Genomic DNA, 13,803 nt, shown 5'->3' on the forward strand with positions numbered 1-13,803 from the left:
ACAACAGCGCAGCACGGCAAAGTGGCTAGCTGCACAGTAAGTGTACTGATACAGATGAATCAGTAAACAGAAGGTAATGTGAAGGGGGTGGTAGTTGCGGGCAGAAAGAAGCTACTTAACTAATTACTTCTCAATTTCTGCAGGCGAGGCCATTTGGCCAATAAGTTAAAGTGGCGGGTAATGGGTCACTAATTGCATTTTATAACAGGTAATTGCATCATGAAAGGCCCTTTGTTTTTTACCTATTCCCGGGCGACGCCCACACCTCCATAGTGTAAGCCAGGGGCACGAATTAATATATGCAATTATACATATTACTTCCCGGTAAAATCAATTAAAAATTGATATTTATTTTAATTAATATTCTGTTTAACTATCCTACCCTTTTTATTTAACCCAACAATAAAACAACCATTTCATCAGCTAACATTGCCCATATTAGCTTCTTTAAGCCTTACTTAAATTTATTATCAAAACAAATTAATAATAAACACAACAATAAAATTCAGCTATTTAATATCATCTATAGTTAAGTTCCATAAATCAATAACATGATATACTCGTCTATTATTTATTTACGCTGTTGAGCATACATACTATAAATTTCGGTGAAAATTATCCAACAAAATAGCGGCTGAAACGGCCACATTTAAACTTTCGGCCCCACCCGCACCCGGGATATATAAACGCTGCGTCAGGCGCGCCAACACCTCAGTGCGTGGGCCGTGCGACTCGCTGCCCATTATGAGTACGCCGCCGGGCTGGAGCGTGAGGCGATGCACATTATCCCCCTCCAGGTGGGCACCATAGCGGGGAAAAGCAGGCGGCAACGTGTCCAGCCACCCGGGCAGGTCGCGCTGCCAGATGGCCACCCGGCTGAAGGAACCCATGGTGGCGGCCACGGTTTTTGGCGACCAAGGGTCGGTGCAGGTATCGGAGCAAACCACGCCGGCCAGCCCGTACCAGTCGGCCAGTCGGATAAGGGTGCCCAGGTTGCCAGGGTCACGGACCTGGTCTAGCGCCAGCAATAGTTGGTTGGGGGCAGCCTGCAGCGGGGTTTCTTCGGGAATTCGGGCTACGGCCAACGCGGCGTTATTAGTAGCCAGCGTACCTAATTTGGTCAGTTCGTCCTCCGTCGCCAGCTCGGTGGGCACGTTCGGGGGGAGCAAATGTGCATTTTTGTCGGCGAAATCAGCCGTCACAAACAGTCGTTCCGTTAGAAGTCCTGAACTTAGCAACTCGCATACGTTCTTGCCGCCTTCCACCAGAAAGGCGCCGCTACGCAGTCGATATTTCTTCTGCTGCAAAGAATGCACGTACTTGGCAACTGCTTTTGAAATCATATTCTTCTATTGTGCTGACCGCGCGCCGGCGAGTTCTACTTGTTTTTCTGCTGCTGACCGGAGGCAGCTTGCTTCCGGCCTGCTCTCCTACCCGGCTGCTGCTGCCGGGGCAAAACCTGCTGTATAAGATAAAGCTGGAAGGCGTGAAGCAGGCCGATGCGGACCGCCTGCAAACCCTGTATCAGCAGAAGCCCAACAATCGGTTTCCCATCCCAAAGCTAGCAATCTACCAGCTAGGGCAGTATTTCTATAAGCCCGACGAGCTCCAGAAGGAGCTGCAGGATGAGCGTACCAAGTACGACTCCCTTATCCGAAAGGCGGGCCGCGACTCTGTAGCGGTGGGTAAGCTGCTGCTGAAGCGCGAGCGGCACACCCGTCGGCACCAGTTGGCCCTCAGCGAAGGTAATGCCCTGATGCGTCTGGGCGAGCCGCCCGTGGTGTACGACTCCACCCTGACGGAGCGCACCACCGAGCAGCTGAGTACGTTTTTGAAGTCGCAGGGATTTTTCCGGAGCTCAGTAAGTGCGCGGGATGCGGTGAAAGACCGGCGCGTTACGGTCACGTATCAGGTGACTGAAAATCAGCCTTTCCGCTATACCCAGCTCGATTATGACATTCCGGACTCGACAGTAGCTAAGGTGGTGTTAGAGAATCAAAAACACGCCATTATTCACAAAGGCGACCAGTACAGCGAGGAAGCTATTGGGCTGGAAAGGGCGCGGCTGGAAAACCTGCTGAAGAATGCGGGCTATTACGATTTCCGGCAGCAGTACATTACTCTGGAGGCCGATACCAGCTATGCGCCCGGCACCGTGCGCCTGCGCACGCTCATTGCCAATCCGGGACCGGGGCAGCTACATCAGATCTACACCATTCGGCACGTTAGCTTCCTGACCGATGCCAGCACCATCCGTTTTGGCGTGAAGCGCGACACGCTGGTGCGCGACTCTATCTACTTCCTGGCGTACAAGCACCGGTTTAGCACCAAAGTACTCAATCAGCGGGTAGAAGTACGGCCGGGCTCGGTGTACAGCCTCAACAACACGCAAACCACCCAGCGCCAGCTCGCTGACCTGGACATGTTCAGGTTTAACACCGTGAGCTACCAGAAAGTAGCCGGAGACTCGGCCAGTGGCTTGCACCGCCTGGATGCGATAGTGAATGCGTCCCCGCAGAAAAAATTCCAGGAAACCACCGAGTTGGGGGGAACTATGGTAGCTAACCGCCCGGGCCCTTTCGGCAACTTCCGGCTAAAAACCCGCAACGTATTTGGCGGTGCCGAAGTCCTGGAAATTGGCCTGCGGGCCGGTTTGGAAGGGCAGTTCCCCCTGGTGGCGCCCAGTGAAGGATCCAAATTTTCTACGGCCTATACTACTCAGCTCGGTGCCAACCTCAGCCTGATTTTACCGCAGTTTCTGGTACCCTGGCGCACCAATCGGTTCCTGACCCGCTACAACCCCAAAACGCGCATCTCTACCAGCTTCACCTTTGTAGACCGGCCGGAGTATACGCGTACCAACCTGGAGGCCAGCTACGACTATATCTGGCAGCGCAATGTGTTTCAGCAGTATGTTGTCACGGTGCAAAACATCAGCCTGGTAAATAGCCGCCTGGATCAGGGATACCGACAAGAGCTGCTGAAACTACCCAACAATGCTGCCCTACTGCGCAGCTTTAGTAGTCTGCTGATACCCAGCGCCAACGCCACCTCCTACTATAACAGCAACGACTTCAACCAGACCCGCGACGCACGTTCCTTCCGAGCTACCGCAGAAATTGGAGGCTTGGGCAGGCGCCTCTATTCGCGCCCAGGTTCCACCGACAATTCCGGCACGGTAGCGGAAACTACCATCGGCGATGTACTGGTGCTGGACTACGCCCGCTTCAACGCCGATTTCCGCCGTTACCACAAGCTTACGCCCCAAACCTATTTTGTGTGGCGCCTAAATGGTGGCTTGGCGCACGCCCTCACCCCTACACGCCTCTCCGCCCAGGATGGCACTTCTACCTCCCCCTACATTATTCCCTACGATAAGTATTTCTTTGGCGGTGGGGGTACTAGCTTGAGGGCGTGGCGCCCTCGCCGGCTCGGCCCTGGCTCCTACACCTCCGTGCTGATGAAAGAAGGCGTGGTAGAGTTAGACAGCCGAGGCAAGCCTATTCAGGATGAAAATGTGGAGCAGCCAGGTGAGCTGCTACTGGAAGCCAGCGCCGAGTACCGTTTTCCTTTGTATGATTACCTGGATGGCGCATTGTTTACCGATATCGGCAACGTTTGGTCGTTACAAAAAAACGATCCTAGGCCTGGCGCTCAGTTTGACCCCGGCCGCTTTTACAAGGAACTGGCTGTCAGCAGCGGCTTCGGTCTTCGCTTCGACTTTACTTTCCTGATTATCCGGCTCGATATTGCCACCAAAATATATGATCCAACAGCCGTAGACGGTGACGAATGGGCCATTAACCGCTTTGCCATCTGGCGTAACAAAAACAAGCCCTGGCAGAACACGCCCACGCTGAATGTAGGCATTGGCTATCCATTCTGATGCCGCATGAAATGCACAAAAAAGGCTGACCCGGTATGGGTCAGCCTTTTTTGTGCTGTAGAGTCAGGTGAGGTTAGTACTCCAGCAATTCACTCAGCATAGCAGCTACTTTATCCGCATTAGGCAGCATCTGCCTCTCCAGGTCTACGTTGAGAGCAATAGCCGGCAGGTTGGCGGCACCCAGCGTAAACACCGGGGCATCCAAGCGTTGAAAGCAGTGGCGCTGAATACGGCCCGCCAGACTCTCTGCGAAAGAGTTCATAAGTGGTTCTTCCGTGAGGACCAGCACTTTGCCGTGGCGGATTACCGCGGCCTGCACTGCTTCAAAATCCAGCGGATTGAGCGTGCGTAAATCCAGGATTTCTACCTGACCCGGGAACTGCCTGCTGGCTGATTTAGCCCAGTATACGCCCATGCCGTATGTTACAACCACGCAGGTTTCGCCATTACGGAGCTTTTCCGCGTCGGCTTCCTGCACTATGGCGGCTTTGCCCAGTGGAATGACGTACCCAGCGGCCGGTTCTGTAGTTTTGGCGTCTTCAGTACCGGGCACTTTGCTCCAGTAAAGACCTTTATGCTCCAGCATTACCACCGGGTTGGGGTCGAGGAAGGCCGCACGCATCAGCCCTTTCATATCCGCCGCATTGCTGGGATACACCACTTTGATGCCCCTGATAGTCAGCAAAGTGCTTTCAATGGAGCCCGAATGATACGGCCCACCGCCACCGTAGGCCCCAATAGGCACGCGGATGAGCGACTGCACCGGGAACTTGCCATTAGAGAGGTAGCAGGATTTCGACAGCTCCTCCACCAACTGATTCAGCGCTGGCCAGATGTAGTCAGCAAACTGGATTTCCACAATGGGTTTCGCGCCTACAGCACTCATGCCGGCGGTGCTGCCCACAATGTAGGCCTCCTGAATGGGCGTGTTAAATACGCGGGCGTCGCCGTACTTTTTAGCTAGCAGGGCGGCCTCGCGGAACACCCCGCCTAACTCACCGCCTACGTCCTGGCCGTAGAACAGTGCTTCGGGAAATTCACGCAGAATATCATCCACGGCGTGTAGCGCGGCGTCCACCATCAGGGCTTTATCAGCACCGGCGGGGCTACGCTCCCCGGCTTCCTCCATTACGGCCGGGGGTGCAAACTCATGGTCCTGAAAAGTGGCGGGGTCGGGCGCGGGCGCGGCCAGAGCACGCTGGTAGTCGGCCTCCACCGTGGCGCGCGCCTGGGCGCCTAGCGCTTGCAGTTCGTCTTCGGCAAAGCCTAGCTCCAGCATTTGCTGGTGGAAGCGTGGCAGTGGGTCGTTGAGCGTATGCGAGGCCAGGTTGTCGCCGCGGTACCACTCCCGGCGCACGCCACTGGTATGGTGGCCCAAAAGCGGGCACTTAGCGTGTACCAATACCGGCCCCTGGCGCTGACGAACGTAGTCGAAAGCTTCTCCCATGCCGGCATAGCTCGCCAGGAAATCGGCCCCATCAAACTGCAGGCGGTGCAGCCCTTTAAAGCCAGCGGCAAACTCGTAGGCATCCATGGCGCGCATTTCGCGGCTGGTGGCCGAGATACCCCAGTCGTTGTCCTGCACCAGGTAAATAATGGGGAGCTGATGCAGCACGGCCATCTGCAGGGCCTCAGCAACTTCGCCTTCCGTCATGGCCCCGTCGCCGATGGAGCAAAGCGAAACGGGAAAATCTGAGGCTGCCGCATCAGCAGAAAGCAGCCCCTGACTTTCCAGATACTTAATGCCGTGGGCAATACCCGTAGCTGGAATAGCCTGCATGCCAGTAGCCGAGCTTTGATGCGGAATAACCGGGAAACCCGCGCGGCGCAATGAGGGGTGGCAATAATAGGTACGCCCGCCCGAAAAAGGGTCGTCGCGCTTGGCCATCAGCTGCAGCATCAGCTCGTAGGGCTGCAGGCCCATGCCCAGAAGCATGGCGTCGTCGCGGTAGTAGGGCGCGGCGTAGTCCTGAGGCGTGAGGTGGAAGGCAGTGGCGAGCTGAATAGCTTCGTGGCCACGGGCCGTGGCGTGCACGTATTTAGCCGTTATGGCCTTGTTTTCTTCGTAGAGGCGGGCCATTTCATCGGCCGTGCGCATGAGGCGGTATGCGCGGGCCAGGGTGTGGCGATTGGGCTGGGTAGTAGCGGCGGTAAAGTCGGTTTCCAGGGTGGGGGCAGTTTGCGTCGACATGAAGCAGCGGAAGATTGACCGGGCGAAGTTACGCCTTCGTTGCCAAGTATGCCCAGCCATGGCTTATAGAAACCGACGGAGCAGCAAGGGTTGCCGCTTGGGGTTCTTTCCTGGCCCTCCTACCTTTGCGCCATGCCTGAAACTCTCCACATTTCTCCGGCCACCGAAGCGGATATTCCTGCCCTGGCAGTACTGGTAAACAGCGCCTACCGCGGCGAGGTCTCCCAACAGGGCTGGACCACCGAAGCCCACCTGCTAGGTGGTCAGCGCACCGATGCCGAAAACCTGCGTGAGATGATGGCCCCGGAAAATGCCACTATTCTTTTAGCACGTACTGCCGAGGGAATATTGGTTGGCTGCGTCTATTTACAGCATCAGGCTGATGCGCTGTACTTGGGTATGCTTTCTGTAGCCCCTGACCGGCAGGCGCTGGGTATCGGCAAAAAGCTGATGCAAGCCGGTGAAGAGTATGCTCGAAAACGGGGCTGCCCTGTAATGCGCATCACGGTTATTTCGCTACGGCATGAGTTGCTGGCCTGGTATGAGCGCCACGGCTACCAACGCACCGGTCAAACCGTACCTTTCCCCACAGACCCACGTTTTGGTCTGCCCCGCCAGCCATTGGAACTGCTGGTGCTGGAAAAGGCTATTGATAATCCATAATCAGTTGCAGGATAAATAAGGGTGATGTTTTGATTTGCATCTAAATAGAGTCTGCCTTTGTTAAACAGACGAAGCATCGGTTGGGAACCATCCCGGCAACCATACACTCAAAAGCCGCAACTCTTACCTTTGCTATACGAAACAACAGCGGCGGTCCTGATTTATGTCAGGTGGCGCGTTGGTTTTCCCGCTAGGTTTACCCCGGATTTATCCCTCGTTGTTTATGGATACTTTGCTCGCCTCCGCACCTTCCTTCCCCGTTCCCACCCCCGCTCCGGCCTTCCGGGACACCGTCGCCAACTGGATGCGTCAGTTTCAGGACTGGCTGTGCCAGGAGCTGGAAGAGGCCGACGGCCTGGCCCAGTTTCAGGAGGATGCCTGGGAGCATCACGGCGGTGGCGGTGGCCGCTCCCGAATCCTCACCAACGGCAATATCATTGAGAAAGGCGGGGTCAATTTCTCGGGCGTTTCGGGCACCATGAGCGACAAGGCGGCTCAGATGCTGCTAATGCCGGACCCGCGCTATTTTGCCACGGGAGTATCCGTAGTGCAGCATCCGCGCAGCCCTATGGTACCCATTTCGCACATGAACGTGCGCTATTTTGAAGCCGGCAACGGTGAATCCTGGTTTGGCGGCGGCCTCGACCTGACCCCCATTTACGTGGATGAAGCCCAGGCCCGCTGGTTTCATGAGCAGATTGCCTGCGTGTGCCAGCGCCACAACCCTACCTATTATACCCGCTTTAAAGAGTGGGCCGATGAGTACTTCTACATCACACACCGCCAGGAAACCCGCGGCGTGGGTGGTATCTTCTTCGACCGCCTCACTGTGGGACAGGATGGTGACCGGGATGCCCTGTTTGCTTTTGTGCGGGAAGTAGGCGAAGTATATGGTCGCGCCTATACGGAGCTCATGCGCTGCAATGCCGAACTGCCTTACACAGCGCGGGAGAAAAAATGGCAAATGGTACGCCGCGGCCGCTACGCCGAGTTCAACCTGGCCATTGACCGAGGCACCCGGTTTGGCCTGGAAACCGGGGGCCGTACTGAAAGTATTCTGATGAGTTTGCCACCTCAGTGCGAGTGGCACTACAACCTGCAACCCGAGCTGGGCTCACCTGAAGCCGCCACCCAGGAGTGGTTGCGCAAAGGCGTAGACTGGCTTGCCACCTCTCCCACCGTTTGATTGATCAGCTTCAAGGCCTGGACCGCTGGCTGCTTGTAGCCGCCAATGCTCGACATCAGAAATGGCTCGATGCCTTCATGGTCTTTTTCTCGGAACGCTTTGTGTGGTTCCCGGCGTATCTCGTGCTGGTGGTAGCCCTGGCTTATTACCTGCAGCGGCGCGTGTTGCTGGCTGTGCCTCTGCTGGCCCTGTGCATTGGCCTGGCCGATAGTATTTCCAGCCGCTTCTTCAAGCCCTTCTTCGCGCGCCTACGCCCCTGCCACGACCCTGAGCTTTCCGAGACACTGAACCTGGTGCATGGCTGCGGCGGGCAGTTCGGGTTTATTTCCTCACACGCGGCCAACTCCTTTGCGTTGGCCGTGTTTCTCTCCCTGATTCTACCCCGTCGCTTCCGCATCGCCAAGGTTTTTCTGTTTATCTGGGCGGCCTTAGTGAGCTATAGCCGCATCTATCTGGGTGCCCATTATCCGAGCGACGTGGTGGCTGGTGCTCTGCTGGGCAGTGTACTAGCCTGGGTGGCCGCCATCACTTATGAACGGATAGCCGTGCGGGTACCGCCCACTTTGCAAAATATGCGCTCCAATGCCTGAATCAGCCTCAAAATTCCTCTTCCTGCTCTCTAGCACCCGGCGGCAGGGCAACAGTGAACAGTTAGCGCAAGCCGCTGCCCAACATTTACCAGCCGGTACTGAGCAGCAATGGCTTCAGCTTATTGATTACCCATTGCCTGATTTTGTAGATCTTCGGCATGATGGGGCCTATCCGCCGCCTGAAGGGAATTCCCACTTTTTACGGGAGGCCACGTTGCAGGCCACAGATCTGGTGTTGGTAGCACCACTCTATTGGTATACCCTCCCTGTGCCCGCCAAGCAGTATCTGGATTATTGGAGCGCCTGGATGCGTGCCACCGATGTGGCATTCAGGGAGCAGATGCAAGGCAAAACCTTTTGGGCCGTTGTGGCCAGCAGCGGAGACCGGGCCGACGCGCAGCCTCTGGAAGATACGCTGAAGCTGTGCGCGCAGTATATGCGCATGCACTGGGGTGGTTTTCTGTTTGGCAATGGCTCCCGCCCCGGCGACATCCAGCAAGACGCCTTAGCGCTGGAACAGGCTCGGCAGTTTTTCTCGGAGGCTGAAATCGTTAAATAATATGAAGTCTGCCGCCTTTTGGTAGCGTCCAAAAACAGAAAGCCCCACCTATGTATAGGTGGGGCTTTCTGTTTAAAGTTACCTGGGCTTATTGGGCAGGTTTGCGTTTACCGGTGTGGCCATCTCCTTTATCTCCCTGACCTGATTTGCTGGTCTTTTTGGAGTTATGCTGATCATCCTGTGACAGGGACTTGTGTAGATCAACGGACTGCTCAATTCGGCCGTCTTTATCCCGGCGGATGTAGCGCTTATCTCCTTCGTTCGGCTCAATTAATTCGCGTTTCGACATAGTATAACAAAGCTGGTGGAGAGCTTGCTACGCAGATACGCGGCACTATGTTGAGCTCTAGCGCCCCAGCAGTTTTGCCACGTACTTTCCCACAATATCAAATTCCAGATTCACTACCTCGCCCGGGCGCAAGTCCTGAAAGGTAGTGTGCTCGTAGGTGTAGGGAATGATGGCTACCGCGAAGGTTTCATCCGTGCTGTCGAAGCAAGTGAGGCTGGTGCCATTGATGCAGATAGAGCCCTTTTCTACCGTAACGCGGCCGGCGCCCGGCTCATGGCGGAAGCGGAATACCCAGCTGCCGTTCTGATCTTCCACAGCCGTGCAGGTGGCCGTCAGGTCTACGTGGCCTTGCACAATATGCCCATCAAAGCGGCCGTTAGCGGCCAGGCACCGCTCCAGATTGACCCGGCGGCCGGGCTGCCACTGGCTGAGATTGGTTTTTTGCAGCGTCTCGTCAATGGCAGTGACTATATGGGTGCCGGCCATGCCATCCACAGCTACAACCGTCAGGCACACGCCGTCATGGGCTACACTCTGGTCTATCTTCAGCTCAGCGGCAAATGGCGAGGCCACAGTGAAGTGAAGGTTAGTGCCTTCACGTTGTACGTTCTGGATGGTCCCCAGGCCTTCTATAATTCCGGTAAACATGGTTGGTTGCTTGAGAGCGGCTGTAAACTAAGCCATGAGCAGTATTTTATTCCCTGTGAAGCGCGGAATCAGGCTTATTGTTTGACCTCTAGAGTGCGCGCTTCACTAAAGAAATCAACCCGAATTTTACTGCCCTCGTCCCTCTAGTATAATTTTCAGGGTATAGAGCATCACGCGGAAGTCCATTGCCAGGCTCATGTTTTCGATGTATAGGATATCGAATTTGAGGCGCTGCACCATTTGCTCCACGGTTTCGGCATAGCCGTATTTCACCTGCCCCAGGCTGGTGATTCCCGGCCGCACACGGTGCAGATGGCGGTAGTGCGGGGCTACCAGCATTATCTGGTCGATATAGTACTGGCGCTCCGGGCGGGGGCCTACCAGGCTCATGTCGCCCTTCAGCACATTCCAGAATTGCGGCAGCTCATCCAGACGCACTTTGCGCATGAATCGGCCCCAGGGCGTAATGCGCGGGTCGTTCAGCGACGACAGCGCCGGCCCCCGTTCTTCGGCATCCACGTACATGGAGCGGAACTTGTAGATCATGAAAGGCACCCCCAACCGCCCAATACGCTCCTGACTGTAAAACACCGGCCCTGCGGACGACAGCTTCACCATAATGGCCGTGAAGGCATAAATGGGCCAGGCCAGCAGCAGAAATAGGGCTGAGCCTAGGACATCTAACCCACGCTTGGCCACTTCCTGCCACACCGGCAGCAGATCCTGCTTAATCTCAATAAGCGGGGTGCCGAACACGTGGTTTACCTTTACCGAGCCCAGCAGCATCTGGTAAAGGTCGGGCAGAATACTAACCCGGGCGGGCGTGCCTTCCAGCAGGGTTAGAATATCCTGAATCAGGCGATGCTCACCGGGCTCCATAGCAATGACAATCTGCTCTACCTGCAGGCTGCGCACCAGTTCGGGCAGTTCCTGGTAGTGGCCCTGCAGCGGCAGGGCCTCGGCCAACTCGGGTGCCACCGTGTCGCCTACGGCCACGTACCCAATTACCTTCAAACCCAAATAGCGGGTGGTGCGGGCCAGTTCCCGGCGTACTTCGCAGGCCAGGCCATTAGAGCCTACAATCAGCGTATTAAAAGCAATGATGCCTCGGCGCACCAGGTGCTGCACGCTGGTCACGGCCCAGATGCGAAACACGGCCGTAATCAGAAAATGCAGCAGAAAATAGGCTGTGATGGTGCGGTAATACAGCCGGTAGTTACTTACTCCCTGATCATCGAGCAGCAGGGCAAAGAAAATTACCAGGGCCCCGAGCAGCGAAACCTGCGCCAGCCGAATGATTTCCCCCAGCCGCGATTTGCGGAAGATGTCCCGGTACTCGCCAATAAGCGTGTAGAGCACCAGCCAGAAGCTGGAAATCATAAAAGCCGAGCCCAGAAGTGTGAGCAGCTCCCCGCTCGTATACTGGTACCCTTCATTTAACTCACCAAGCAAGTATTTACGCAGCAGGTAAAACGCCATCCATGCCAACAGCGCGCCGGCAAAGTCGGCGGCCATCAGTTTAAGCTTCTGGAATGTTCGAATCAAGCGAAGGAAATAGACAACAGGAAGACAGGAACCACGAAGGGACAAAAATGCGGTTTTCTAGCTGGCAAATGATAGTTTTGCAAACTCCTTAGCCGATACAAGGCGCCCCCAGGCCGCGCAAAGGTAGGCATTCTGGTGAACCCCTAAACCTGCCTCGTGCATGCAAACTGACACTTACCGGCACCGTGGGCAGCGCCGAGCGTTAGTAGCCGAGCTACGGCGCAAAGGTATTCACGATGAGCGGGTACTGGCCGCCATGGAGCACGTACCCCGCCACCTGTTTTTTGAGCCCGGTTTCCGGGAACATGCCTACCAGGACAAGGCTTTTCCCATTGGCGAAGGCCAGACGATTTCGCAGCCCTACACCGTAGCGTATCAGACGCAGCTGCTGAACGTGCAGCCCACTGACCGGGTGCTGGAAATCGGGACGGGTTCGGGGTATCAGTGTTCGGTGCTGCTGGCCCTCACCGGGCAGGTATATAGCATTGAGTATAACCGTGTATTGTTTGAACGCACGCAGCGCCTGATGGCCCGCATGCACGCCCCGGCGCACCTGTTCTGTGGGGATGGCTCCCTGGGGTTGCCGGACTACGCGCCCTACGATAAAATTCTGGTTACGGCCGGTTCTCCCACGCTGCCCCGGCCCCTGCTGCGCCAGCTGCGCGTGGGTGGCGCGCTGGTAATTCCCGTAGGCGACGCCAGCAGCCAGCGCATGGTCCGCGTGGTGCGGGAATCAGAGGAGTCCTTTGCGCGCGAAGATTTTGAGGTTTTTCGTTTTGTACCCCTGCTAGGTGAAGCCGGCTGGCAGAAGTAGTTTTGCGTTGTCCGTTTGAAATAGACATTGCTATTCCGGCACTTGCTTCGGAAGGAACTGGCAAATGGCTACTCTAAACTGCCAACTGCTGTATCTTTGCGACCCTTCATCCGCTTAAACCCTATTCATGCTCTCGCGCAAACAGAAGCCCGTCAAAGAATCCTTCGTTAACATGACCGAGCTGGTTCTGCCCAACGATACCAATACCCTCAACAATATGATGGGCGGCCGCATGATGCATTTGATGGACATTGCCGCTGCCATTGCCGCGCAAAAGCACTCCAACCGCATTGTGGTTACGGCTTCCGTCGACAACGTTTCCTTCCGTGACTCCATTCGGCTGGGCAACGTGGTAACGCTGCAGGCACAGGTGACGCGCGCCTTCAGCTCTTCTATGGAAGTGCATATTGATGTATGGGCCGAGGATATTCCCAGCGGCACCAAGGTAAAGAGCAACGAAGCCTTCTTCACCTTTGTGGCCGTAGATCAGTCGGGCCGCCCAATAGATGTGCCGGAAGCAGTGCCGGAAACAGAGGAGGAAATTAAGCTGTACGATGGCGCCCTGCGCCGGCGGCAGCTGCGCCTGATTCTGGCCGGCCGCATGAAGCCCACCGACGCCACCGAGCTGAAAGCCCTTTTTGAACTGCAGTAAGCCCTAGTTGGGCCACCAGCCATGCAAGAAGCAAACCTTGCTTTTTTTCAGGAATTCTACGCCAACGTAACCCTGTACACAGTGGCGGAGGAAGCGTCGGTGGCGGTGCCTGAACCAGCCTTAGAGGCGGTTGAGCCGGTAGTGGCTCCGGCACCAAAGGCTGAGGTAGTGGCAGCACCCGTACCCGTAACGCCTGCGCCGGCTCCAGCACCTGCAGCACCTGCCGCGAGCCTGAACCGGCTACCGTCGCTGAGCCAGCTTAAAACACCGCCTGCTCCTGCCGTTCCGGTTTCCACGCCGCCGCCTACTCCTGCTGTCCCAGTTAGTCCGGTTAGTGCTGCTCCGGCCCCTCCGGTACGCACGGCGCCGCCACTTACGGAAACGCCCTTTACCACGCTGGGCAGCAACCCTAACGGCCTGTTAATTTTGGTGCGTATGGATCCGGTACTGTTTCAGCGCCTGCCGCGTAATTTCTTCCTGAACAACTTATTGAAAGCCATTCGGCTGGTAATGGAAGATGTGGTGCTGATTAATGTAGAGTCTCACCTGCCGGTAGCTCTAAGCACACTGCGCCAGAAGCTGGCGGGCAAGCAAATTATTGCCTTCGGCAAAAACCTGTTGGATGTAGCCGTGCATAAAACCCAGCTTTATGAGCCTGTTTTACTGGTAGGCGACGCCGCCTATCTGCCCGCCGCCGAAATTGAGCTTATTGAGGAGGACAACAGCCGTAAAAAGCTGCTTTGGCAAGCTATGCAGCGCATGTTTCTGAGTTAGCAGCCA

At 56.0% G+C, this 13,803-nt stretch carries 13 protein-coding genes; 8 read left to right on the top strand and 5 right to left on the bottom strand.

Going from position 1 to position 13,803, the window contains the following annotated elements; genetic code table 11:
• Nucleotides 1-596: 596 nt before the first annotated feature.
• Entirely contained in the window at nt 597-1,343 is a 747-nt protein-coding gene (locus Q4G72_RS11560) for a TrmH family RNA methyltransferase (RefSeq protein WP_303311579.1), read from the bottom strand.
• Between Q4G72_RS11560 and tamL the strand changes: the two genes are divergently transcribed.
• Nucleotides 1,334-3,886: a translocation and assembly module lipoprotein TamL gene (tamL, locus tag Q4G72_RS11565; protein ID WP_303311580.1), complete on the top strand. Its 2,553-nt coding sequence runs from the start codon at nt 1,334-1,336 to the stop codon at nt 3,884-3,886. The two genes, Q4G72_RS11560 and tamL, sit on opposite strands and share 10 nt — an antisense overlap.
• Nucleotides 3,887-3,959: 73 nt before the next feature.
• Here tamL and Q4G72_RS11570 read toward each other — a convergent pair whose 3' ends face one another.
• Nucleotides 3,960-6,077, bottom strand: coding sequence for an alpha-ketoacid dehydrogenase subunit alpha/beta (locus tag Q4G72_RS11570; protein ID WP_303311581.1), 2,118 nt, complete (start codon nt 6,075-6,077; stop codon nt 3,960-3,962).
• Nucleotides 6,078-6,209: 132 nt separating this feature from the next.
• On the opposite strand from Q4G72_RS11570, the gene Q4G72_RS11575 reads away from it, so the two are divergent.
• The 4 genes from Q4G72_RS11575 to Q4G72_RS11590 all read left to right on the top strand — a co-directional run bounded on the left by Q4G72_RS11575 (nt 6,210) and on the right by Q4G72_RS11590 (nt 9,075).
• A complete protein-coding gene (locus tag Q4G72_RS11575) occupies nt 6,210-6,740 on the top strand; it encodes a GNAT family N-acetyltransferase (protein ID WP_303311582.1) in 531 nt (176 codons plus the stop codon).
• Nucleotides 6,741-6,963: 223 nt separating this feature from the next.
• Nucleotides 6,964-7,926, top strand: coding sequence for an oxygen-dependent coproporphyrinogen oxidase (hemF, locus tag Q4G72_RS11580; protein ID WP_303311583.1), 963 nt, complete (start codon nt 6,964-6,966; stop codon nt 7,924-7,926).
• Nucleotides 7,923-8,516 (top strand): phosphatase PAP2 family protein, encoded by a 594-nt coding sequence (locus Q4G72_RS11585; protein ID WP_303311584.1) that lies wholly within the window; start codon nt 7,923-7,925, stop codon nt 8,514-8,516. The genes hemF and Q4G72_RS11585 overlap by 4 nt, the downstream gene beginning before the upstream one ends.
• Nucleotides 8,509-9,075, top strand: coding sequence for a flavodoxin family protein (locus tag Q4G72_RS11590; protein WP_303311585.1), 567 nt, complete (start codon nt 8,509-8,511; stop codon nt 9,073-9,075). The genes Q4G72_RS11585 and Q4G72_RS11590 overlap by 8 nt, the downstream gene beginning before the upstream one ends.
• A gap of 88 nt (nt 9,076-9,163) precedes the next feature.
• On the opposite strand, the gene Q4G72_RS11595 is transcribed toward Q4G72_RS11590, so the two are convergent.
• From Q4G72_RS11595 to Q4G72_RS11605, 3 genes are all read right to left on the bottom strand, one after another.
• Nucleotides 9,164-9,364: a hypothetical protein gene (locus Q4G72_RS11595; protein WP_303311586.1), complete on the bottom strand. Its 201-nt coding sequence runs from the start codon at nt 9,362-9,364 to the stop codon at nt 9,164-9,166.
• A 57-nt stretch (nt 9,365-9,421) separates the two neighbouring features.
• Complete coding sequence (locus Q4G72_RS11600) at nt 9,422-10,012, bottom strand: riboflavin synthase (RefSeq protein WP_303311587.1); 591 nt, start codon at nt 10,010-10,012, stop codon at nt 9,422-9,424.
• Nucleotides 10,013-10,138: 126 nt separating this feature from the next.
• Entirely contained in the window at nt 10,139-11,557 is a 1,419-nt protein-coding gene (locus Q4G72_RS11605; protein WP_303311588.1) for a sugar transferase, read from the bottom strand.
• Nucleotides 11,558-11,717: 160 nt separating this feature from the next.
• On the opposite strand from Q4G72_RS11605, the gene Q4G72_RS11610 reads away from it, so the two are divergent.
• From Q4G72_RS11610 to Q4G72_RS11620, 3 genes are all read left to right on the top strand, one after another.
• The gene (locus Q4G72_RS11610) at nt 11,718-12,371 is read left to right on the top strand and encodes a protein-L-isoaspartate(D-aspartate) O-methyltransferase (protein ID WP_303311589.1); all 654 of its coding nucleotides are present in this window, start codon (nt 11,718-11,720) and stop codon (nt 12,369-12,371) included.
• A gap of 127 nt (nt 12,372-12,498) precedes the next feature.
• Nucleotides 12,499-13,023, top strand: coding sequence for an acyl-CoA thioesterase (locus Q4G72_RS11615; protein ID WP_303311590.1), 525 nt, complete (start codon nt 12,499-12,501; stop codon nt 13,021-13,023).
• A 21-nt stretch (nt 13,024-13,044) separates the two neighbouring features.
• A complete protein-coding gene (locus Q4G72_RS11620; RefSeq protein WP_303311591.1) occupies nt 13,045-13,797 on the top strand; it encodes a hypothetical protein in 753 nt (250 codons plus the stop codon).
• Nucleotides 13,798-13,803 lie beyond the last annotated feature (6 nt).

The organism is Hymenobacter sp. BT730 (genome assembly GCF_030542105.1).
Lineage (GTDB): Bacteria > Bacteroidota > Bacteroidia > Cytophagales > Hymenobacteraceae > Hymenobacter.